General features: G+C 38.7%; 22 protein-coding genes. 13 read left to right on the top strand and 9 right to left on the bottom strand.

Annotation, left to right across the window (positions count from 1 at the left end; genetic code table 11):
• Positions 1–18: 18 nt before the first annotated feature.
• Positions 19–561 carry a recombinase family protein gene (locus C7N65_RS07840; RefSeq protein ID WP_105993926.1) on the bottom strand — a complete coding sequence of 181 codons (543 nt, stop codon included), beginning with the start codon at positions 559–561 and terminating at the stop codon, positions 19–21.
• A 103-nt stretch (positions 562–664) separates the two neighbouring features.
• Here C7N65_RS07840 and C7N65_RS07835 point away from each other — a divergent pair, with 103 nt between their 5' ends.
• Positions 665–2,122 (top strand): SulP family inorganic anion transporter, encoded by a 1,458-nt coding sequence (locus tag C7N65_RS07835; protein ID WP_105993925.1) that lies wholly within the window; start codon positions 665–667, stop codon positions 2,120–2,122.
• Between the two features lie 85 nt (positions 2,123–2,207).
• Here C7N65_RS07835 and C7N65_RS07830 read toward each other — a convergent pair whose 3' ends face one another.
• A complete protein-coding gene (locus C7N65_RS07830; RefSeq protein WP_105993924.1) occupies positions 2,208–3,134 on the bottom strand; it encodes a VOC family protein in 927 nt (308 codons plus the stop codon).
• Between the two features lie 201 nt (positions 3,135–3,335).
• Here C7N65_RS07830 and C7N65_RS07825 point away from each other — a divergent pair, with 201 nt between their 5' ends.
• From C7N65_RS07825 to C7N65_RS07805, 5 genes are all read left to right on the top strand, one after another.
• Positions 3,336–3,515, top strand: coding sequence for a hypothetical protein (locus C7N65_RS07825; protein WP_105993923.1), 180 nt, complete (start codon positions 3,336–3,338; stop codon positions 3,513–3,515).
• 126 nt (positions 3,516–3,641) lie between these two features.
• Positions 3,642–4,247 carry a DUF4004 family protein gene (locus C7N65_RS07820; protein ID WP_105993922.1) on the top strand — a complete coding sequence of 202 codons (606 nt, stop codon included), beginning with the start codon at positions 3,642–3,644 and terminating at the stop codon, positions 4,245–4,247.
• Between the two features lie 5 nt (positions 4,248–4,252).
• The gene (locus tag C7N65_RS07815) at positions 4,253–4,978 is read left to right on the top strand and encodes a hypothetical protein (RefSeq protein ID WP_105993921.1); all 726 of its coding nucleotides are present in this window, start codon (positions 4,253–4,255) and stop codon (positions 4,976–4,978) included.
• A gap of 151 nt (positions 4,979–5,129) precedes the next feature.
• Entirely contained in the window at positions 5,130–6,539 is a 1,410-nt protein-coding gene (locus C7N65_RS07810) for a sodium:solute symporter family protein (RefSeq protein ID WP_105993920.1), read from the top strand.
• Positions 6,517–7,650 (top strand): M24 family metallopeptidase, encoded by a 1,134-nt coding sequence (locus tag C7N65_RS07805; RefSeq protein WP_105993919.1) that lies wholly within the window; start codon positions 6,517–6,519, stop codon positions 7,648–7,650. The genes C7N65_RS07810 and C7N65_RS07805 overlap by 23 nt, the downstream gene beginning before the upstream one ends.
• A gap of 76 nt (positions 7,651–7,726) precedes the next feature.
• On the opposite strand, the gene C7N65_RS07800 is transcribed toward C7N65_RS07805, so the two are convergent.
• The 4 genes from C7N65_RS07800 to C7N65_RS07790 all read right to left on the bottom strand — a co-directional run bounded on the left by C7N65_RS07800 (position 7,727) and on the right by C7N65_RS07790 (position 11,452).
• Positions 7,727–7,942: a hypothetical protein gene (locus C7N65_RS07800; RefSeq protein WP_105993918.1), complete on the bottom strand. Its 216-nt coding sequence runs from the start codon at positions 7,940–7,942 to the stop codon at positions 7,727–7,729.
• Positions 7,943–7,998: 56 nt separating this feature from the next.
• Positions 7,999–9,180, bottom strand: a complete 1,182-nt coding sequence (locus C7N65_RS07795; RefSeq protein ID WP_105993917.1) for a YbfB/YjiJ family MFS transporter — start codon at positions 9,178–9,180, stop codon at positions 7,999–8,001.
• 191 nt (positions 9,181–9,371) lie between these two features.
• Complete coding sequence (locus C7N65_RS12610; RefSeq protein WP_162912193.1) at positions 9,372–9,512, bottom strand: hypothetical protein; 141 nt, start codon at positions 9,510–9,512, stop codon at positions 9,372–9,374.
• Positions 9,513–9,592: 80 nt separating this feature from the next.
• Entirely contained in the window at positions 9,593–11,452 is a 1,860-nt protein-coding gene (locus C7N65_RS07790; RefSeq protein ID WP_105993916.1) for an endonuclease/exonuclease/phosphatase family protein, read from the bottom strand.
• Between the two features lie 160 nt (positions 11,453–11,612).
• Here C7N65_RS07790 and C7N65_RS07785 point away from each other — a divergent pair, with 160 nt between their 5' ends.
• The 3 genes from C7N65_RS07785 to C7N65_RS07775 all read left to right on the top strand — a co-directional run bounded on the left by C7N65_RS07785 (position 11,613) and on the right by C7N65_RS07775 (position 14,613).
• On the top strand, positions 11,613–12,695 hold the full coding sequence (locus C7N65_RS07785; RefSeq protein WP_105993915.1) for an aldo/keto reductase: 1,083 nt from the start codon (positions 11,613–11,615) through the stop codon (positions 12,693–12,695).
• Between the two features lie 179 nt (positions 12,696–12,874).
• Entirely contained in the window at positions 12,875–13,366 is a 492-nt protein-coding gene (locus C7N65_RS07780) for a DUF4064 domain-containing protein (protein WP_105993914.1), read from the top strand.
• A 170-nt stretch (positions 13,367–13,536) separates the two neighbouring features.
• Positions 13,537–14,613, top strand: a complete 1,077-nt coding sequence (locus tag C7N65_RS07775) for a hypothetical protein (protein WP_105993913.1) — start codon at positions 13,537–13,539, stop codon at positions 14,611–14,613.
• 67 nt (positions 14,614–14,680) lie between these two features.
• Here C7N65_RS07775 and C7N65_RS07770 read toward each other — a convergent pair whose 3' ends face one another.
• A complete protein-coding gene (locus C7N65_RS07770; protein ID WP_105993912.1) occupies positions 14,681–15,424 on the bottom strand; it encodes an SDR family NAD(P)-dependent oxidoreductase in 744 nt (247 codons plus the stop codon).
• A gap of 89 nt (positions 15,425–15,513) precedes the next feature.
• The gene (locus C7N65_RS07765; RefSeq protein ID WP_105993911.1) at positions 15,514–15,936 is read right to left on the bottom strand and encodes a hypothetical protein; all 423 of its coding nucleotides are present in this window, start codon (positions 15,934–15,936) and stop codon (positions 15,514–15,516) included.
• Positions 15,937–16,030: 94 nt separating this feature from the next.
• Between C7N65_RS07765 and C7N65_RS07760 the strand changes: the two genes are divergently transcribed.
• Entirely contained in the window at positions 16,031–16,507 is a 477-nt protein-coding gene (locus tag C7N65_RS07760) for a peptide-methionine (S)-S-oxide reductase (RefSeq protein WP_105993910.1), read from the top strand.
• A 97-nt stretch (positions 16,508–16,604) separates the two neighbouring features.
• Here the strand turns inward: C7N65_RS07760 and C7N65_RS07755 are convergent, their stop codons facing one another.
• Positions 16,605–16,790: a hypothetical protein gene (locus tag C7N65_RS07755; protein WP_105993909.1), complete on the bottom strand. Its 186-nt coding sequence runs from the start codon at positions 16,788–16,790 to the stop codon at positions 16,605–16,607.
• A 92-nt stretch (positions 16,791–16,882) separates the two neighbouring features.
• On the opposite strand from C7N65_RS07755, the gene C7N65_RS07750 reads away from it, so the two are divergent.
• From C7N65_RS07750 to C7N65_RS07740, 3 genes are all read left to right on the top strand, one after another.
• Complete coding sequence (locus C7N65_RS07750) at positions 16,883–18,931, top strand: Mur ligase family protein (protein WP_105993908.1); 2,049 nt, start codon at positions 16,883–16,885, stop codon at positions 18,929–18,931.
• 274 nt (positions 18,932–19,205) lie between these two features.
• The gene (locus C7N65_RS07745; protein WP_158698110.1) at positions 19,206–19,988 is read left to right on the top strand and encodes a YSIRK-type signal peptide-containing protein; all 783 of its coding nucleotides are present in this window, start codon (positions 19,206–19,208) and stop codon (positions 19,986–19,988) included.
• A 341-nt stretch (positions 19,989–20,329) separates the two neighbouring features.
• On the top strand, positions 20,330–21,479 hold a 1,150-nt coding region (locus tag C7N65_RS07740; protein WP_199790668.1), incomplete at its 3' end, for an Ig-like domain-containing protein.

Raw genomic sequence — 21,479 nt, 5'->3', positions numbered from 1 at the left:
AGCTTAGGACGCTGCTTTTTAACGGTCTAAATGTCTGTATAAAGTTGCTCGGCTGATATTGGTTTTAGCTTTGATTTCATCAAGTGTATATTTTTTCGACATGTACATTTCAATCGCATCTTTCAAGTTTTGATCATTACGTTTTGGACGTCCAGGAGACTTGCCTTCTCTAACATATTTTTCGATACCGAGACGTGTTCTGAACTTAACAACATCACTTTGAAATTGGGTTAAATATTTTAAATGTGTATGGAAACTTTGATGAGCATTACCTGTAAGTGCTTGATTGAGATTAATGACATATAAAGAGATGTGCTGCTTTTCAAGCAAGTCTAATATGTCTAACAGCTGACGTGTTGAATCTGCCAGGATACACAAGTCAGTGATATACAACGTATCGTTTGGTTTGAGTGTAGTATGCAGCAGTTCATCTAATACAATGCGTTTTTTAGCTTCAGCATGCTTTTCTTCAAAGAATTTATCGGTATAATTTTGGATTTTTTGGCGTTGTATGGTACATGTATCATTGATTTCTACAGGACGGAGATAGCCGTATTTCATTATATTCACCTAACTTATAGTCAATTAGTTTCAAAAAGGGATAGAAATATGAAACTTTTCTGTTATACTTGCTTAGTAGTATTTCACGTAAAGGAGATTCATTATGTTTGAGACGTTTAAAACAGAATGGCTGCAGCAGCCTGGCAAGAACTTTATGGCCGGCTTAGTTGTTGCTTTGGCATTGATCCCTGAAGCAATTGCCTTTTCAATTATCGCAGGTGTCGATCCTATGGTCGGCTTGTACGCTGCGTTTATTATTGCGACTGTTACGGCAATTGCAGGCGGACGTCCAGCCATGATTTCCGGCGCTACAGGTGCTGTTGCTTTAGTTGTTACACCTTTAGTACGCGACCATGGTTTAGAGTACTTGTTAGCAGCCACTATCTTAATGGGGCTGATTCAATTTATCTTAGGTGTACTTAAAATCGGACGCTTGATGAAGTTTATTCCGCGTTCTGTCATGATAGGATTCGTAAATGCTTTAGGTATCATGATCTTCATGTCTCAACTTGAACATATCTTTGGTATTTCGATTCATACTTATATCTACGTTATTGTAACACTTCTCATGGTATATATCATTCCGTTGTTTAAGCGTATCCGCATACCCGCACCGCTGATTGCGATTGTCGTATTGACTGCGATTTATATGGTATTTGGTTCTGATGTAAGAACGGTAGGAGATTTAGGCAATATTCAACAGAAATTACCGCATTTCTTAATTCCTGATGTGCCTTATAACTTAGAAACGTTACGTATTATTTTCCCTTATGCGCTCTCAATGGCGATTGTTGGGTTAGTAGAAAGTTTATTAACAGCTAAAATTGTAGATGACTATACAGATACGTATTCGAACAAGAATAAAGAGTCCAGAGGCCAAGGGATTGCGAACATCATCACAGGATTATTTGGCGGTATGGGCGGTTGCGCAATGATTGGACAATCTGGTATCAACGTACGTTCTGGTGCCAACAGTCGTCTTTCGACATTGACTGCAGGAGTCATGCTGATGTTCATGATTATGGTCTTAGGGGATATTGTAGTTAAAATTCCAATGCCCATTTTAGCAGGTATTATGGTGATGGTTTCTGTAGGTACAGTTGATTGGGGATCTTTCAAATATATTAAGAATGCTCCGAAAACAGACGCTGTTGTAATGCTGCTGACAGTTATCATCGTCTTATTCACGCACAATCTAGCAATTGGTGTAGTTGTCGGGGTTGTCTTCAGTGCTTTATTCTTTGCTGCAAAGATATCCCAAGTGGACGTGCAGCAACATCAACAAGGCGATCATGTACAGCTGGCAATTAATGGACAAATCTTCTTTGTTTCGATTGATAGTCTGATGGGACAAATTGATTTGAATCAGCATCATAAGACAATCACTATAGATTTAAGCCGAGCACACTTATGGGACGATTCTGCAGTAGATGCGATTGACAATCTCGTAAATAAACTTAAGCACAAACAGAATCACGTAACAGTGGTAGGGTTAAATGCACAAAGTCATAAAATCATTAAAGAACTCAGCCAATTAAATCACAATCATTTTAAAGTCTGAAGCGCTTTGCTTCAGGCTTTTTCTGTGCGCATAAAAAAACACAAAGCACCATAGTAAAACCTCTGTGCTTTGTGCAGTAAAATTATTAAATTTCTTTTAATTGGCGTTCGATTTCATCACGTTTATGTTCAAGGAAGTCAGGTAATGTCAGTTTGCTTCCTAAGTTTTTAACATCAGTATCTACAGTGAAGCCAGGTGCTTCTGTCGCAAATTCATAAAGAATTTTGTTGTTGCGGTAGTAGATGGATTTAAAGAAGTAACGGTCGATAATACCAGAGTTGTTGCCCGGCAATTGATCTAATTTTTCAAGTACCGTCTGCAAAGCTTCATCAGTCGGGATACTGACAGCGATATGATGGACATAACCGCGGCCTGGTTTAACACTTTCGCCTTGTTCTTCCACTAAGACAAAGTCGCTGTAACGTCCGCTTTGATCAAGTGTATATACATTTTCATCACTTGGGTGTGCTTGATAACCTAACACATTTGTTAAGAAATCGATGGTAGGCGCTAAATTACGCAAATGCAATTCTACTGGCCCCATACCTAAGATTTGATGTTCGCTCGGTACATCTGTATACGGATTATAATGCCATACTTTAGGAATCGTATGGTCGCCGTTAACCATTAATACTAACTTCAAACCATCTGGATCTTCAAAAGACAAAGACGGTTGGTTTAAGTACGTTGTTGTTTCAGCATCTACATCATGCTGGCTTAAACGCGCTTTAAAATAAGTGATGGCAGCTTCATCTGGTACTAATAAAACTAAACGTTCAATACTGTTTGTACCTGAATGATGTTTGCCCAGCATACTCATTTCAAAGAAAGTTAATAATGTGCCCGGTGCACCTGTTTCATCCCCGTAGAAGATATGATACATCGATGGATTATCTTGGTTTACAGATTTTTCGATTAAGCGCAAACCTAATACTTCTGTGTAAAATTGTTTATTTTCACGTGCATCTTTTGTGTACATTGAGATATGGTGATGTCCTGTAATCAGTGTCATACTATCCCTCCTGTTTATCTAGTATAATTATTATACCTATATAATACAGTGTTTCTACAAATAAAGAAAGCTTTATGTTCTTCTACCCGAATTGTTAATGATGTATGACAAAACACATACTTGAAGGGATATACTTTGTCGCACCTCACTGTATCCGTCATAATGGAATTAAGACCAAAGAGAGATAGATGGGGTGAAAGTATGAACTTTGTGAAGATATCACTCATAGTCGCGTTGATGTGTTTATTAGCACTGATTGAGATGATAGCAGCCGCAACAGTTGGCTTAAGTTATATAGTCGCAATAGCTATTTCTATTGTGATGATTATATGTATCATTATTATCATCATGGAGATATTAAAAGGCAGGAAGAAATCCTAGCATATACATAACCTGATTGCTGACAGTCCGTCACTGCGAGCAATCAGGTTATTTTTCTGTCGAAAATGAAAGAAAGTACTCGTATACGCAACAGTGTTATGTTACATTATTCCTAGGAGGATAATTATGACAGAACAATTAATCAGCAAAAAGGACTTGCTCGTTGAATGCGATATTACGTATGGCCAGCTGTATCGCTGGAAAAGAAAAAAATTGATCCCAGATGAATGGTTTATTCGAAAGTCCACATTTACCGGCCAAGAAACGTTCTTGCCTAAAACAAAAGTACTTCAAAGAATCAAAGCGATTCAACAATATAAAAATGACTATGCTTTAGACGAAATGGCCAAGTTATTCGAAGCAACATCTAATGAGCCTAAAGCAGAATATTTGGATAATGAAGCACTCATCCAAACATGGGCTGGTTTCTTTAAACAAGAAATCGGTGAAAAATTGTTAGCGCAATATCCGGAAGATACGGCGGTTTATGTCGGTACAATATTAAATGAGGTCATTACACGCAGTATTTTATCAATGGATGAAGCACAAGCGCTGCAAGCATTCCTATTGGAATCTGCGCATAACAATAAAACAACAGAGTTGTATATTTGCCGCAAGTTCGCAGTCACATTTTACTTGCTTGTGGAACAGAATACTCCTATTCAATTAGATAACAGTGTGAGAGTAATAGAAACAATCAGCGCAGAAAACTTATTTAAGAAAGAAGGCTAAACATCATGAGTCAGTCTATCAGAGGTATGGGAAAAAGAATCCTGGAAGCACACACCTATGACACTATTTTATTGCTTGGAGAAGTAAAAATATTAAACGAAGCCATCATCAACGACATCAAACTTACTGGGGACATTACCGCAGCGGATAATGTGGAAATCCGCAACTTGAAGCTGCTTGGAGAAATGAAATGCGATAAGAATGTGCGTATTACGCAAGCATCTATTATCGGTAAAGTCCAGATCGCAGAGGATTTGGACTTCACTGATTTCAAAGTGAAAGGCGAAGTGAATGTTTCAGGGCGTGTGCGCGGAGATAATATCGATATTATTGGTATGATTCAAAGTACGCGCGATTGCGAAGTCGATACTTTTAATGTGAACGGCAAAGTGCAGATTGAAGGTATGTTAAATGCGGATTCAATAGAATTTAAAGTACAAGAAGACTCGTATGTCCAAGAAATCGGCGGGGACCAAATTAAAATTCTTGAACAAAATAAAGAAAACAGTAAGAAGTCTTTCATCACTGTTGTTTCCAACCAAAAGACACCCGCTTATCTGACAGCAGAAATCATTGAAGGAGATACAATAGAGGTGAATGCGGTCAAAGCGAAAGTAATCAGAGGCGACCATGTGGTCATTGGAGATAACGTCGAAGTAGATAAAGTAGAATATACTAATTCGCTGGAATGTGCGCCGCATGCACAAGTCAGAGAGGTCGTAAAATTATAAAATCATAGGTGGATTATCAAAATTTCTCAAAAAATATCAGAATAATTAGATTGTTGTTACTATTATTTTGATTATGTGCTAAAATAAATTTTTATTATCAAACTAATCGTTGGTTGACGGTTAGTTTTTTATAGTTAAGGGGGGAATTATGATGGGATTTTCTACTGAACCGATATTAATATGGTTTGTGTTAGGCTACGGTTTATTAATGATCGTATTAGGCTTTATTTATTCTAAGAAAGTTGAAAGCAACGAAGACTTTATCCTTGCGGGTAAATCATTAGGACCTGTGGTATTAATGGGGACATTGCTTGCGACATGGGTCGGCAGCGGTTCTGTAACCGGCGGTCAAAACTCATTAGCCTACAGTTTCGGCTTATGGCCGGCAATCGGCTATATGATTCCGAGTATTATCGGTATTGGGACGATTTACATAATCAGCTCTAAGATTAGAAACTACGGGAAGTACACAGTAGCGGAAATTCTTGAGATGAAATATGGTAAAGTCGCAAGTTATATTGCTGCAGTGATTATTATTTTAGCTTTCGTAGGGATTGTTTCTTATCAATATCAAGGTTTAGCGTATGTCTTGCATGTCTCAACAGGAATCTCTGTTGAACTTGGGACAATTATTGCGGCCGTGATTATTATCTTGCTTGCGACAATGGGCGGTTTAATGTCAGTCGCACCGACCGATGCCTTAAGTGCATTCTTGATTACTATCGCATTGATTATTGCTGTACCTGTCAGTATCGCAGTTGCGGGCGGCTGGGACAGCATTGTCAGCCATGTACCAGATACACATTTAGAACCGATGGGGACGTTAAGCTTTATACAGATTCTCGGCTTCTATATTCCAATGCTATTCTTATTATTAGGCGACCAGAACATATACCAGCGTCTTGCTTCATCAAAGGACAATAAAGTAACACGCGTCGGTACTATCGGCTGGGTTGTCGGCTTATTGATTGTAACACCATTGATTTCGCTTCTTGCGTTTATTGCACGTTCGATTTTCCCGAAAATCGAACCAGGGATGGCTTTAATCGCACTGACAAGTCAATTGCCGATTGTGATTGGAGGCGTCTTGATTGCGGCGCTTACTGCGTTCATTACGACTACAGGGAACTCTTATTTATTATCCGCTGCGACAAGTGTGCTGTATGACTTGTTCGGCGATAACTTTAAACATAAGCACGAAAATAAAATGCTGATGATGACGAGAATATTAGTGCCGGTTTTAGGTGTCATCGCATTCATGCTGACAATGTACTTCCCGTCAGTTTTATCTGTTCAAATGTATGCTTATACTGTTTACGGTGCAGGTATTACTCCGGCATTGCTTGCAGTGTTCATTTATCCGAAAGTCACAAAACCTGCTGGTTTAGCTTCAATGGCTGTAGGATTAGTCGCAACACTGTTTTGGGAGTTTGTCTTTGTTCAAAGTACAGGTATCAACTCAGCATTGATTTCTGTACCGCTTGCGATTATCGTCTTAGTAGTTGTGACACTATTTACTTCTAAAGGAGGCAGTCAAAGTGAACTTGAAACAACGCATTGATGCGTTTAGAAAGACTATGAAACAAGACAATATTGATTTAAGTATTGTGATGAATTTTGAGAATCAGATGTATTTCACAGGATTTAAAGCAGTTATTTATTCTAGACCAATCATCTTATTTATTTCCCAGGAAAAGATTGAAGTGATTGCGCCGAAGTTAGAAGAAAATCACTTTAAGGATAAGACAGGTATTCAATCAATTCATACGTATACTGAAATTCCGACAGATGATGACACACCGACACGTTATCAAGATGTCTTTAATGACTTGTTGAAAGACTATCAAGAGGCAAAAACGATTGGTATCGAAACAGCTTTCTTGCCGACGCAATTCTATACTGCTGTCAAAGCACATGATTTCGAAGTAAAAGATATCAGTGAAGCGTTGGTTAAACAAAGAACGTATAAGTACGAAGATGAACAAGCAGCGATTCGCGACAGTGGTAAGATTGTCAGTGAAGCGGTAGCAAAAACAATTGAAAATACAAAAGAAGGTTTGACTGAAATGGATATCGATAACTTTGGGAACAGTTATTTATTCGATACCATTTCTCAAAATTATCCTGATGCTGAATTCGGATTCTTCGTCATGTCGCCTTCAGGTATTAAACGTTCTACAATGCCGCATACTTTCTCTAATACGAAAGCCATTCACTCTGGAGATGTCATTGTACACAGCCGCCAGTTAGAACTGAATGGGTATCGTGCAGAATGTGAGCGCACCTTCTTTGCTGGTCAGCCTAATCCTGATCAAAAGAAAGCTTTTGAGACTATGGTGAAAGCACATAAAGCCGCATTAGATTTCATCAAAGTGGGTGTAACCGCAAAAGAAGTCGACCAAGCAGCACGAGATGTGATTGAGAAGGCAGGTTATGGAGATTATATCAGTCACCGTACAGGACATGGCATCGGTATCGGACAACATGAAGAACCATCGCTTAGATTTGATAATGACCTTGTTTTAGAAGAAGGCATGGTCTTTTGCGTAGAACCTGGTATTTATATTCCAGGTGTAGGCGGATTCAGGCATTCAGATACTGTCATTTTAAAAGCTTCAGGTACTGAAGTTGTGACAGATTATCCGCATGACTTAGAAGATTTGATACGATAAAACTCAATACGTGAAACAAAAACAACACCTGCATCTTGTTATGCGGGTGTTGTGTAATTTTGTTTTCAATTCAATTTTATTTCGTTCTTTCTCTGATTAATAAACCGAGAATTGTGAACGTCGTAACCGCAAAGACGATGTTCATAATAGATAAAATCTCAATAATCACAACATCTTTACCCAGACGTTCAAATGCATTGTTTTGAAGTTCTTGATCAGTAGTAAATGTTTCTTCGCTGATACGAGGATCGTCTGTTAAATCTTCTTTCATTCTCTTTTTAACAAAAGGCATAATCAGTTCCTCCTTTATTGCTAGTAACATTCCCTAATCACAAAAAGCAAAACTTTTTAAACGGTTTTTTCATTGCGCAAAGCACGATAACTGATGACGCTGCTGATAAGTCCGATGATTAAAATGACTGTCGCAAACAAGAGTGCCGCATTGTAATTTTCTGATTCCCCGATTAAGAAGCCGGAAACAAACGGCGCAATCATTTGACCGATACTATAAATAACAGTCAATGTGGCAATAAAGTTAGACTTGCCTCCAGTCTCAAGCATCAACATTTGTCCCTTAGACATGAAGAGTGTTGTTAAGCCTAGGAACGTACTTCCGAAAATCAGCGAACTGATAATCAAGCTGACAATGTGATGTGAGAATATCGGTAAAGCCACACTGATAATCTGCAGGCCGAATGCCATATATGTAGCTTTGCTGTAATCGATTTTCTCCGCAATCATAGACCAAACTACTGTAGAAGGTATGGCACCTAAACCGACAAACATCCAGCTTAAAGCCGCATATTCTGAGAAAGCAGGGATTGTTTTAACAATCGCAACTAAGAAAGTACCTGTAATAATATAGCCCGCACCTTCACAGAAATAGGCGATAGAATACCAGCGCATGAAGGTCGGATTAAGACGGACGGCAGTCTTCTTTTTTGTTTTGGCAGTGTCATTGACTTTGATTTCTGGGTTCTCTCTCATAAAAAGAATAACTAAAAGACTTAGCACTAAAGATACAAGCCCTAAGATAATCCAAGTCATTTGCCACGTGTCGACGTTTGTGTAGAAGAATACGTAGATACTGCTGGTAAAGAGTCCAATCCCTACAGCACTATACAATAGTCCAGAAATCCCTTCTTTATGTGCTTGTCTTAACGCTTCTAAGACAACATTAGAGGCTAAAACAAAAACTGTACCGCTGGTAATTCCTGCGATTAAACGAAGTACTGACCATAGGAAGAAGTCAGATGTAAAGCCCATGAAGATAGTAGAGAGCACGTTCAGTATCAAGTAGATTTTGACATCAACTACTTTGCTTTTGAAGATAAACCACATTGGAATAATGGCACCGATCAAATAACCTAAGTAGTTAATTGTCGCAAGTAATCCGGCACCTTTGCCATCCATATGTACCGCTTGCTGCATAAAAGGCAGGATAGGCGTATAGGCAAAACGGCCGATTGCCATCACCACAAATAAAGATGCCATCCCAAGTAATAATTGACGATGTGCGTGCTGAGACATAATCGTCACCTCTCATTCTAGATAGTTGCCCTCATTATACGCCGAGTTTAATATTAATAATAATTATGAAACGTGATAGCTATGATAACCAAAAGTTATCAATAGAAAGATGATGGTGAAATTTAAAACGCGCTGCTTTCAATTTTTGAAAACAACGCGTTCTATAAGTGAAAGGGCTGAAAAACAACCGCTTATTTTTTATCATCTTTTTTTTCGTCTTTTTTGTCTCCGCCTAATTGGTCTTTAGCGAACTCTTTACCTTTTTCAATGTACTCGTCTTTATGTTCGTTTAAGTGGTCTTCGCCTTTTTTCTTGATATCATCAAAATTCATAATCAAATTCCTCCTTAAAATTTAAGTACAGTAATATGTTACCCCGCCTCAAGATTGTGAAACATGTCGTTTTCGATTGATTACTTGTTTTTCTTATTAAGGTGCAGTAAATCTAATTGTACTAAGAGAGGGTCATGGTCGCTTGCACGTCCAGACATGTCTGTGAAATCAGAGTTTACATGAACCATATCTAATTTTGCATGCGGTGCGAGATGATTAGACACGAAAATATGATCTAATGTTTGTGAATTACCTTGATAGACGTATGAATAACGCTGGTTCATCGGCACAAAATTAACAAGGTTGGTCATTTGGCTGCTTTCTAATGTTTTTAAAGGTTTTGACCATTGGAAATCATTAAAGTCGCCAAGCGCTACTACATTTGCTTTAGGATTGTCTTGTTTTACTTGAGTAATAAAGTTGGAAACTGTTTTGGCAATAGCTGTGCGTTGTGCTTCGCTGCCAAGATTGACTGGCTGGCGTTTGCCGAATAATGCATCATCACCATTTTTAGAGTTCCAATGGTTCACAATCGCAATGACTTGTTTGCCTCTGAATTTAAACTGAGCTGCTAATGGTTTGCGTGAATCTTGAAAAGCTTGATTAGCAGGATCGATACGGCCAGGGTTATGTGTTAAGTTGCCTTTTTGATATGAAACAGCAGTGTGCGCATCGCCTGCAGGTACTTTTGTATCGAATTTCACTCGGTTTGGATTATATAAGAAGCCGACACGGATGTTCGCACCTGGCTGACCGCCGTCTTGATTCATCTCTGGATCAATATTGGCGTATTTGTATTCTGGACCGCCTGCAGCTTTAATGGCTGCGATAAGACGTTCATAAGATTGGTCGCCTTGAGGGCCGCCTTTGCCAGGACCGTCATTATCTTGAACTTCAGTGACACCGATAATATCAGGTTGTTTCATATTTTTGACAATACCGTTCGCAAGTTTTTGGGCTTTATCATCAGAAGATGATTTTACGTTATTTGAGAAATTCTCTAAATTGTAAGAGGCCATCGTCAGCTTTTGATGATCAGGTTGAATTGATGTCGGTTGCGGTGCTGTAGTCCCTTTTTGATGTGCATTCTGCATAGTGCTTAAGTCGACATTGATTTTATAGTTTTGGTAGCCGTAGTTCATGTAGCCGATGATAGGGCCTTTGAAGCGGTCGCCTGTCTTGACGTCAAAGTCACGTGCTTGATAATTATCGTACATTTTGAATGGAATACGCTGACCGTTGGCACTATTGTGTTTCAGCAAAATTCCGCCGTTTTGAGTTTCCTTTGGTTCGCTGTCTAATACTGTGAAGATGTCTCCATGTTCTTGCGGTCCGACAGCACGGACATCACCTGTCTGCACGCGCATACCTTCTAATGACTCAAAATAGTCCATTGCATAACGGTTGCGGTCGTATGTTTTCAGCTGATCATTTGCGGAGATGGCTTTAGGAACTTGTTTGATTGTGTAGGCCTTCGGCAAAGGCTGATTGCTTTGTGCCACAGTGATTTTGCCGCCGCGATCATCACGGGCCACAATTTCAGTGACCGGCAAATCTGTATTCGCTTTATCGTTATAACCATCAATGGCATATTCATTGACTGTTCCGGTTACTTTAATTAAATCGCCGACTTTTACATCAGCTTTATGTTTGCCTGTATAAACGATAATACCTTCTGATGTGTTGGCATTGTTGTCTGCTTCGTTATCAGGTGTCTGCATATGAAAATAATGTTGTCCGTGCAATTCATATTGATAAGTAACAATTCCTTTAACGTCTTGGACTTTCTTATTGTTATAAGGGGAGTAGTGACGTTCTCCTTGAATGTCGTGAATTGCGACAGAATGCGAGGTAGTTTCTGCACTTGTATCATTTGGCATCAATAATAATGCTGCAAGTGCAGATGTAGATAGAAGGGTTATTAATTTTTTCTTGTGCATAGTGTGCCTCCAAAATATATGTATTTAATTGTAATTATATCAACGGTTCAATTAATTTATTGTTAAATTTGGGTAAATGTTTTTTGGAGTACACATATATTTAAAATTGTGATGAACAGGGAAAATATTCCATATATAGATTATGTTGGAGGATGATAGTATGGATTATAATTTACTAGGTTATTCGGGACTGAATGTCTCTAAATATGCTTTAGGCTCTGTACCGTTTTCTGCCACAAATGGATTTGAGAATGCGGGCGGTCTGACAGAGAAGGAAGTCGAATATTTTGTAGATTATGCATTAGATCAAGGGATTAATCAATTCGATACCGCAAACCTTTATGCCAAAGGGGACGCTGAATTAGCCTTAGGCAAAGGAATCCGAAATCATCGTGATGAAATGGTCATCAGTACAAAAACAGGCTTCCCATTCAACGATAATCCGAATAATGTCGGAGCTAGCCGTTTGAATATTGAACGTTCTATCGATCATTCCTTGAAGCGTTTAGGTACGGATTATGTAGATTTATATTATGTGCATACATGGGATGGACAAGTACCGGTCGAAGAAACGATTCAAACAATGAATGACTTAATCAGAAAAGGTAAAATCCGCTACTGGGGTGTATCGAACTACAGCGGCTGGAACTTAGCCAAAACATATACGACAGCAGTAGAAAATAATATGGCACCGCCGATTGCGCAGCAAATTTATTACACACCTGAAGCGAGAGAAGCGGAATATGAATTACTGCCTGCAGGCAAAGAACTGGGTGTAGGTAATAGTATTTGGTCTCCTTTAGGAGAAGGATTATTAACAGGTAAAATCACACGTGATAAAAAAGGCGAGCCGAATACACGTCAAGGCGACGGCTGGGCTGAACCGTATATAAAAGATCATGAATTATTCTATCGTTTGATTGAATTAGTTCAAGAAATTGCGCATAATCATCAAGCAACAGTACCGCAAGTTGTACTTGCTTGGTTAAGAGAACGTCCGAATGTAGATTCGCTCGTATTGGCTGCGCGTAATAAAGAACAGCTGCAAGAAAATATTGCATCTTATCAGTTACAGCTGACAAAAGAAGAAATTCAAATGATTACAGACTTAACGACACCAGAACCGATTTATCCTTTATGGCACCGTGCAATGAATTCTGCACCGAGAGGTTCTGAAGCTGAAAAAGTCTATTTAGAAGAATATCAAAGATTGATGGAACGAAAAGACAACTTGGTAGACTAGGAAATTTCTTCTTAATTGGATAGACGAAAAGTTAAAAAAGTATATTAATTATTATTAAAAAAGCAGTAAGGATTTTAAGCGGAGTATGGACGTATAACTTGAGAATTAGTATACTGATGTTAATAATTATATTGATTTTATAATTTTACAATTTGCTATTACAATTAAGGAGGAACACAATGATTAAACGTACAGGTGAACACGTTTTAACATGGATTGGTGTTGGGCTTACAGCCTTAGCAGTTTTAATGACAGGTTTAATGCTTCCGTTAATGCATAGCGAGGACTTTATCACAGGTATGCAAGAAGGCAGCACAGGGGATATAACTTATGAAGAAATGATGCAATCAGCAACAGTTCTTCAAGGTTTTATAACATTTGCTTTAATCATCAACCTTATTGCCCTTGTTTTAGCAGTCATCGGTGGTATCTTTATCAGTAAGAAAGCAAAAACAGCCGCAATTTTATTATTGATTGCTGGTATTATTTCATTATTAGGCAACTGGATTTCAGCAATCTTATGGATTATCGCAGCAATTATGTTATTCAGCAGAAAACCGAAAAATAATTCATTGACTGAAGATGGTTATTATAACTACGATAAAGCCAATGCCATTGCACAAGAACGTACAAACGAACAAACAAAAGAAGAAGATCCATACAAATATTAATACACATGAGCCGTCTCATAAGAGGCGGCTTTTAATTTTTGCTAAAAATAATAAAATGATATCAAACTGATTTTAAATATTAGTTTCCACTCCTTTAAATTGAGAAAAATTATAAATATGTTAAAATTTGATAGATTGATTAACTTGATTTAAAGAAAGGGGATTACTTTATGTTTAATAGAGTAAACAAGGCATCCTATGCAATAGCCCTAGCTTATTTAAGCTTTATTGTCGGTGCTGGATTTACTACTGGACAAGAACTTTTGCAATTTTTTGTTAATCATGGAAATGTAGCATATATCGCAGTTATTGTAACGGGTATTATAGTTGCATTTGGGACACGGCAAGTTGCTAAGATGGGGTATCGTTTAGACGCTGACAGCTATGATATTTCACTACATAGCTTGTTTGGAAAGGTATTAGGAGCGATTATAGATTATCTCATTATTTTCTTCTTGTTCGGAATGACTGTCATTATGATTGCTGGGGGAGGCTCTGCATTAAAACAAGGATTCGGACTTCCAAGCTGGATCGGCGCACTCGCAATCGTTGTTTTATTATTTATTGTATTGCAGCTTAACTTCAGCAAAATTTTAACTGTATTAGGTGCAGTGACACCATTCTTGGTTATTGCTGTTTTGATTATTGCAGGGACGAACATATTTAACCCGTCAGTACATTTTTCTGAAGTACACAAATATACAGTACCGTCTAAAACAACGAGTACATATTGGTGGTGGGATGCGATTACGTATGGTGGATTGATTGTCGGCAACAGTTTTAGTTTCTTAACAATTGTCGGTAATGATGCAATGAATCATAAGGTGGCACGCAGAGGTGCTTATTTTGGCGGTATTACATTTAGTGTATTATTGTTAATCATGGTTGGCGGTTTGCTGGCAAATTTAGAAAAAGCAAACACAGTAGATATTCCGACATTAGTGCTTGCGAATGATATTCACCCATTAGTCGCATATTTAATGTCAGCGGTGATGTTTGGTGTTATTTTCAATAGTTGTATTGGAATGCTGTATCCATTTTTAACACGCTTTACAGATCCGAAATCCAAGAAGTATGTAGTATTGCTTACAATTTCGCTCATACTCGCATTTGTATTGAGTTTTGTAGGGTTTGCAGATTTAGTTAATCTTGTTTTCCCATTGTTTGGATATATCGGTTTATTCATTACAATTTCATTGTTTGTCAGATGGATTATGAATAAGTATTCTAAGAAACCATTATTATAGTTAGTGACATATAAAGAGGCAGAGCATCCACCAAGATATGCTCTGCCTTTATTCTGTCATTATGAGATTAAATCATTTCTCCGCCGCCGCTGACTGGAAGATAGCTGCCGGTAATATAAGCACTGTCTTCGCTTGCATAAAAAGCTACTGCTTTAGCGACGTCTTCAGGTTGTGCCAATCGATGGATAGGAATACTGTTGGCATAAGCTGTTTTAGCTTCTTCTGGTGTATGTGCCGTCGCGTCTGTATCGACCATACCAGGTGCTACAATATTTGAAGTAATACCTGTATCTGCGAACTCTTGAGCGATATATTTCGCAAAAGCGTTTAATGCACTTTTAGACGTCCCGTGGGCTAAGAAGTCGTCCATCGGCTGATGGCTGAGGCCGCTTGAGATATAAACAAGTTTGCCGTAGCCTTGTTCTTTCATAATCGGTACAACTGCTTTCGTTGAAGTGAATGCGGCTTTTAATTCATCATCAGTTTTAGCAATAAATTCGTCCCACTCCATGTCTTCAAATGATTTGAAAGGGAATTGCATTCCAGCGTTATGTACTAGAATGTCCACACTGCCGAAAGTCGCTAATGCTTGTTTGACAATGTTTGCGACATCTTCTGAGTTGCGTGCATCACCTTTGACTGCGATGGCTTTACCGCCGTTATCTTCAATGTCTTTAACAACATTTTCAGCTGCTTGCGCGTTGTTGAAGTAATTAACTACGACATTTGCACCGCGTGATGCGAGCAAACGTGCTGTTTGAGCACCGATACCGCGGCTTGATCCTGTAATAATTGCTGTTCTGCCTTTCATATCTATCTCTCCTTTTAATAAAAGTTCAATATATTAATTGTATGGCTGCCTATCTATTTTCTCAAATTATCAGGCAATAACCTTAAGTATTAACGCTTTTGATACCAAAAGTGTTTCTCGAAACGTAAAATAAATGCGACTAAGAAAATAAAGATAGTATGACCGAGCATCCAAACAAAATAGTCGCTCCAATAAAATTGATACTCTGGATTTACAGACCAATTAATCAATGATAGATAAATAACCGCAAACAGTACAATAATAATTAAAATTCCAGCAGGATAGACATAAGAATCGCGTATACCTTGAAAGACAACATAAATCAATGTGGTGAAAATAATATGAAAGATAAATTTAAAATAGAAATTCGCATATTCAAATACAGGGATAAAATCAACATTCAGCAGTAAATCTGCGAGTGAATGGGTATAAAATAAGTCAGTAAGGCTAAAGAATGCATATAAAGATACGGATAAGATGAGTATCGCAACAATATGATACAGTGTTTTCATAAGAGGTCACACCCTTTTGTATGTGTCAGGTGACATTGAGCGTACCATACTTTAGTGAATTTTGGAAAAATATTGTAGAAAGCAGTTGTTTAAAATGAAAGAAATTATATATCTTGCAGGCGGATGCCTTTGGGGTGTTCAAGCCTATGTTAAAACCTTACCAGGTGTGTTGGATACGGAAGCGGGCCGTGCTAACGGAACTTCAAATCATTTGGAAAGCGACTATGACGGTTATGCAGAGTGTGTCAAAACCACTTTTGATACAACACAAACCAGCGCTAAACAGTTAACAGCACAGCTTTTTAAAGCGATAGATCCTTATAGTATAAATGCACAAGGAGAAGATACAGGACCTAAATACCGTACAGGTGTTTACAGTGAAAATCCTGAACATTTAACACAAGCTAAAGCGTATATCAATCAAAGAGATGACACTACCCGCATAGTAGTGGAAGTCTTACCTTTAACCAACTATATCCCGAGTGCTGATGTGCATCAAGACTATCTGGAACGTCATCCAGAGGCTTATTGCCATATTCCGAAAACATTGTTTCAACAACACAAAGACTAGGAAAAGTATTCATAGTCAGAATGCTTTTCCTAGTCTCCGAAACAAAATACATAATTGTTTAAGTTGTGATATAGTAGCGTTAATTTAGTTTCACTGTTTAGAAAAAGAAATGGAGTAATCTATAAAGTCCTAAACCGAGAACGACAATAAGTACGATTAATCTTGGTTTGGTGAAGATGATGCTTTTTTTCTTCTTTTCATCTTCTTTAGGGTCATAGTTTCTCAACTCTTCTTCAATTTCTTGGTTGATTTGATCTAGACTTTTATCATTATCTGTTGCCATTATCAAAAGCCTCCAGTTTTTTTGAAGTTATTAACTATACATTAAACCATAGGGCTTTGAGAATGCAAAATTATCATTTACCGGGGGTCATCATGTATACATTAGAAACGATTGCACAAATCTTAGAGACAGAACTGCTGGATGCACAAGGAAAAGCGCATCAAGTGATAGATGATTTTGAATATCAAATGCTGCATGTAAAGTCGCCTTCTACAGCATTTATTTCTATTAGCGAAGCGTCGTGGCAAAAGTACTTGAAGAAATCAAAAGTCATGCGAGAAGGCAATGCGCAAATTCCTAAGGGTGTTTCAAATATCGGTTTAATCATCACTGAACAGTATGTGGAAGGCTTAACACATAAAATCCCGCAAATTGTAGTGAAAAACAGTATTAAAGCGATGAAAACTTTAGCTTTGCACATTAGAAGCCGCTACCGTAATCCATTAATTGCCTTAACAGGTTCTATGGGGAAAAGTTCGACACGTTTAATGCTAGGGGCAGCGTTAAGTCCTTTAAACGTTCAACAAAATAGAGGCAACAGTAATACGAGAAGTGCCATCTATTTACATATGTGCAAATTAGCTTCTAACCCTGATGTTGCGATATTTGAAACCTCTTTAAATGCGTTAAATAATCGCGGGAATATGGCAAAAGTGCTAAAACCGCACATTGCAATTGTGACAGGCATCGGCTCTGCTCATTTATCGACAATCGGTTCGACGCAAGAGATTGTAAAATTCAAATCACGTATTTTTGAAGGGCTGAACGCAGAAGGTATTGCAATCTATAATGGTGACACGCTGCATCATGATGTATTAAGAGAGACAGCCGCAACTTATACAAAGCACGTCTATCGCTACAGTACAAAAGATGCGACAGCGGATACTTATGCTGAAGAGATAACACCTGTTAAAAAGGCTGTAAAAGTGACGACTAATGACGGTTATACATTTGAAGTGCCTTCTGTCAGTAAAGGGATGGTTGAGAATGCTTTGGCAGTGCTATTGACGCTCAAACATTTGAATGTGTATGTGAAAGAAAAGCTCAATCATTTAGCCCAAACACAACTCTTTAAGAAAGTCTTGGAATTCAGAACCGTGAAGAGCGACCATGAACATGCAACAGTCTTAGATGACACACATAATGCTTCTTTACCGGCGATGCTGAATGCGATTGAGGCCTTTAATTCGCAGAGCCCATTCTTTAAGGGACATAAAATTATAGCATTGGGTCAAATTAGTGATTTAGGGGATCAAACAGATCGTGTTCACGCTGAATTGGTACCGGCTTTGGAACAATCAGAAGCGGATTATATTTTATGTATGGATGCCCCTTTGCGTAAAGTGGTCAATAAGGTCAAAGGCAAACATATTACATGGTACCAAAATCAAAATTTGATGTTGAAAGACTTATGTTATTTGTTAAATCAGGATGCATTGGTGCTGATGAAATCTTCTGTTACACAAACAGAGTTTCCTAAAGTTGCTGCGCGTCTGCAAGGTGCGTTTTTACATTATGAGAGAAGCGGCGCAGAAGATGCCCATTTTACAGAAGCAGCACGAAAAGGGCGTGCTTATGCCATTTATGATTTAGAAACAGGCGAAATAACAGCGCAAGATAACATGAATCAATCTGCGACAATCGAAGGACTTGCGCCTATTCTTTATTACTTAGATGCAAAACAGCGCGGTATCAATAATTATCATCTCAACCTCAAACAATGGCCGACGAATAACCGTCAATTCTATGAAGGACTTGAAATGACATGGGAGGCTTTAGTTGACGCTGTGACAGATACACCGCATGCATCGTTAGTCTATCAATTAACAGATGAACTATATCCAAGCCATAAAGCAAGAAAAACTTATGTGCAATCTGTCATTCAGCAATTACATTTAACAGATTCTGTTGCGATTAATTTAACAGGGCGTTTCAGAATAAAAGAGCGTCAAAATTTCACTGTTCGTGATTTGTCAGCTCTACTGAAACAATATGGCGCGCTGTTATATGATAATTCAAAAGGCGGTATAGTGATAGGCGAATATGGTAAACACGGTATCTTGAAAGAAGGGAATAAAGCGATAGTATTTACGGGTCTGGAAAATGAAGATGAAGCACGTCATCTTCTTCAAAAAGTCTGAAGTAAAATTCAGGCTTTTTGTTTTATATAAAATTCGAAAGTGGCCTAGTAATCAAAGGGTTGAAGTTGATTTTAATCTATTACATATAAATGATAAAAAATCTAAATTTCTAAAACATTAATCAAATCCGATTAGTTGCATAGGACTAGTCTTATAAAAATATATTGTGAATACTTTGAAACAATTGTACTGAATTAATAAAATTGTGTTTATTAGTTGTACCCTTGTGTAATTGTATAAGGTAAGACTTTTTAAATTTTTTAGGAGGGATTTTTTGAATAATCAGGACTTTTTCAAGAAACGTAATCGCTATTCCATTCGTAAAATCACAGCAGGGGCAGCCTCAGTTATTGTAGGGGTAACTTTATTTGCGAATGCGAATGACGCGGACGCAGCTGAAACAACGACAAACACCAACGAATCAACAAATCCTACAACTCAAACAAGTACATCAGCTGACACAGCACCAACGACAGATACAAACCAAACACAAGATGCACAAGCGCCAACAGCTGACACAGCAGCACAACAAGACACTGCCGCTCAAAAGCCAGCTGAAACAGGTACAGCGCCAGCACCTACTGAACAGTCGACAGACGCAACTGCAGATCAAACTGCATCAACAGATGCGCAAAAACCAACAGCTGATACAGCAGCTTCAGAACAACCAGCACCAGCTGAAAATACTGCAACATCAACAGAGCAGCCAAAAGCTGATACAACTCAAACAACAGAACAACCGACAGAAAAGTCAGCAGAACAACCAGCAACAGAGCAGCAATCAAGCACAGCATCAAACACTGATAGTGCTCAACCAGCAGCTGATTCAAAAACAAATACATCAACACCATCAGAACAACCAACACAAAATACATCTACTACAAGTGCAAAAGAAACAGCAGCACCTGTAGCTCCGACTGAAGCACCAACAACAGAACCTTCAGTTGCGCCAACTGCAGATAATCAAACAACACAAACACTAATGCGGAACAAGCACCGGCAGAACAACAAACAGCAGAACAATTTACTGCACAAGCAGCACCGACAGATGGTGTAAACCAACAACCTGCTTATGATCCGAATGCAGCACAAGTTTCAGATGCGAACACTGCAGAAAATGCGACTTTAGGTGATACTTCTGGTCAAACAAATTTAGCCGACGCATCTAAATCAGCTCAAGACTATTCAAATCAAAAAGATAGTTCTGAAGCACTTGCGACATCACCTAATACATTCGCAAGATTCGCAGCACCAGCATCTCAAGAAGGTACAGCTGCACAAACATATGCATTAGCAGCCGCAACACCAACAGGTACTAATGTAAATGATCAAGTACAAGCTTCAAACATTCAATTAAGTCCGAACACTATCCAAGCTAACGACAGCGAATCAACTGCAATGTCTGCGAATTTACAAGTTGATGATAGTGTTAAAGCAGGTGACTACTTCGATGTACAATTCCCGCAGTACTTAAACTATTACGGTAATACAACACCGAACACTGCAATTATTCCTGACTTAATGAATGGCGAGGAAGTAGTCGCTTCAGGTCAATTCAACGAAGCTGACAATTCATTACGTTATACATTTACAGATTATGTAGATACACATGATAACGTAACAGGTAAATTCAATATTCCGTTATACGCTGACCGTCAACAAGCACCAACTTCAGGTACTTACCCAGTCACAACAACAGTTGCTGGCGAGCCATACAGCACAAATGTTGATATCAATTACAGAGTTTCTGATTCTCAATATCCATCTAACGTAGACTCATTCATCGTATCAGCGGATAACCAAACAGGTGATTATCAACAAGTTGTATATGTGAACCCTCAAGGTAAACAATCATACAATGCTAAAGTGAACTTATACAACTACTGGCCGAATACTGCAGACGGTACACCAGCTGATAGTTCTGCACAATTAGATCCAAGCGTAACTAACTACAAAATCTATGAAGTAAGAAACGGTGAAACACTTAACCCAAGTTTCTACTTTGACGAAACAAATCCAAACTTCGTAGATGTAACAGACAGAACAGATGGACCATATAACTTCAATCCGCAATACTCAACAACAGCTGACGGCGGACAAATGTTAACATTAGATTTCCAAGACTTGCCATCAAACGGCAGCCGTTATGTCATTGTGTTAAACAGTAAAGCACAAGAAGGTTCATATCAAGAAATCAAAACAAGAGCAGAAATGGTTTCTGATGCGACAGACGATGGTCAAGGCCACACTTACTACACATGGGACAACTACAACGTATACAATAGCGGTTCAGGCGACTTAATCGGTGACGATACTGACGCCGATGCGGATGCTGACGCGGATGCCGATGCTGACGCGGATGCCGATGCGGATGCTGACGCAGATGCTGATGCTGACGCCGATGCAGATGCCGACGCAGATGCGGATGCCGACGCAGATGCTGACGCTGATGCCGATGCCGATGCTGACGCAGATGCCGACGCAGATGCTGATGCCGATGCGGACGCGGATGCCGATGCTGACGCCGATGCCGATGCCGATGCTGACG

The sequence above is a fragment of the Staphylococcus simulans genome (assembly GCF_002994445.1).
Lineage (GTDB): Bacteria > Bacillota > Bacilli > Staphylococcales > Staphylococcaceae > Staphylococcus > Staphylococcus simulans_B.
This window is presented reverse-complemented; position numbering and strand designations above follow the sequence as displayed.

What these genes read in the sequence shown, in the direction of transcription:
- C7N65_RS07810 (WP_105993920.1), top strand. Translation starts at nt 5,130, where the DNA reads ATGGGATTTTCTACTGAACCGATATTAATATGGTTTGTGTTAGGCTAC.
- C7N65_RS07755 (WP_105993909.1), bottom strand. Translation starts at nt 16,790, where the DNA reads ATGGCAACAGATAATGATAAAAGTCTAGATCAAATCAACCAAGAAATT.
- C7N65_RS07750 (WP_105993908.1), top strand. Translation starts at nt 16,883, where the DNA reads ATGTATACATTAGAAACGATTGCACAAATCTTAGAGACAGAACTGCTG.
- C7N65_RS07780 (WP_105993914.1), top strand. Translation starts at nt 12,875, where the DNA reads ATGATTAAACGTACAGGTGAACACGTTTTAACATGGATTGGTGTTGGG.
- C7N65_RS07815 (WP_105993921.1), top strand. Translation starts at nt 4,253, where the DNA reads ATGAGTCAGTCTATCAGAGGTATGGGAAAAAGAATCCTGGAAGCACAC.
- C7N65_RS12610 (WP_162912193.1), bottom strand. Translation starts at nt 9,512, where the DNA reads ATGAATTTTGATGATATCAAGAAAAAAGGCGAAGACCACTTAAACGAA.
- C7N65_RS07775 (WP_105993913.1), top strand. Translation starts at nt 13,537, where the DNA reads ATGTTTAATAGAGTAAACAAGGCATCCTATGCAATAGCCCTAGCTTAT.
- C7N65_RS07800 (WP_105993918.1), bottom strand. Translation starts at nt 7,942, where the DNA reads ATGCCTTTTGTTAAAAAGAGAATGAAAGAAGATTTAACAGACGATCCT.
- C7N65_RS07825 (WP_105993923.1), top strand. Translation starts at nt 3,336, where the DNA reads ATGAACTTTGTGAAGATATCACTCATAGTCGCGTTGATGTGTTTATTA.
- C7N65_RS07785 (WP_105993915.1), top strand. Translation starts at nt 11,613, where the DNA reads ATGGATTATAATTTACTAGGTTATTCGGGACTGAATGTCTCTAAATAT.
- C7N65_RS07830 (WP_105993924.1), bottom strand. Translation starts at nt 3,134, where the DNA reads ATGACACTGATTACAGGACATCACCATATCTCAATGTACACAAAAGAT.
- C7N65_RS07760 (WP_105993910.1), top strand. Translation starts at nt 16,031, where the DNA reads ATGAAAGAAATTATATATCTTGCAGGCGGATGCCTTTGGGGTGTTCAA.
- C7N65_RS07835 (WP_105993925.1), top strand. Translation starts at nt 665, where the DNA reads ATGTTTGAGACGTTTAAAACAGAATGGCTGCAGCAGCCTGGCAAGAAC.
- C7N65_RS07765 (WP_105993911.1), bottom strand. Translation starts at nt 15,936, where the DNA reads ATGAAAACACTGTATCATATTGTTGCGATACTCATCTTATCCGTATCT.
- C7N65_RS07840 (WP_105993926.1), bottom strand. Translation starts at nt 561, where the DNA reads ATGAAATACGGCTATCTCCGTCCTGTAGAAATCAATGATACATGTACC.
- C7N65_RS07790 (WP_105993916.1), bottom strand. Translation starts at nt 11,452, where the DNA reads ATGCACAAGAAAAAATTAATAACCCTTCTATCTACATCTGCACTTGCA.
- C7N65_RS07820 (WP_105993922.1), top strand. Translation starts at nt 3,642, where the DNA reads ATGACAGAACAATTAATCAGCAAAAAGGACTTGCTCGTTGAATGCGAT.
- C7N65_RS07795 (WP_105993917.1), bottom strand. Translation starts at nt 9,180, where the DNA reads ATGTCTCAGCACGCACATCGTCAATTATTACTTGGGATGGCATCTTTA.
- C7N65_RS07770 (WP_105993912.1), bottom strand. Translation starts at nt 15,424, where the DNA reads ATGAAAGGCAGAACAGCAATTATTACAGGATCAAGCCGCGGTATCGGT.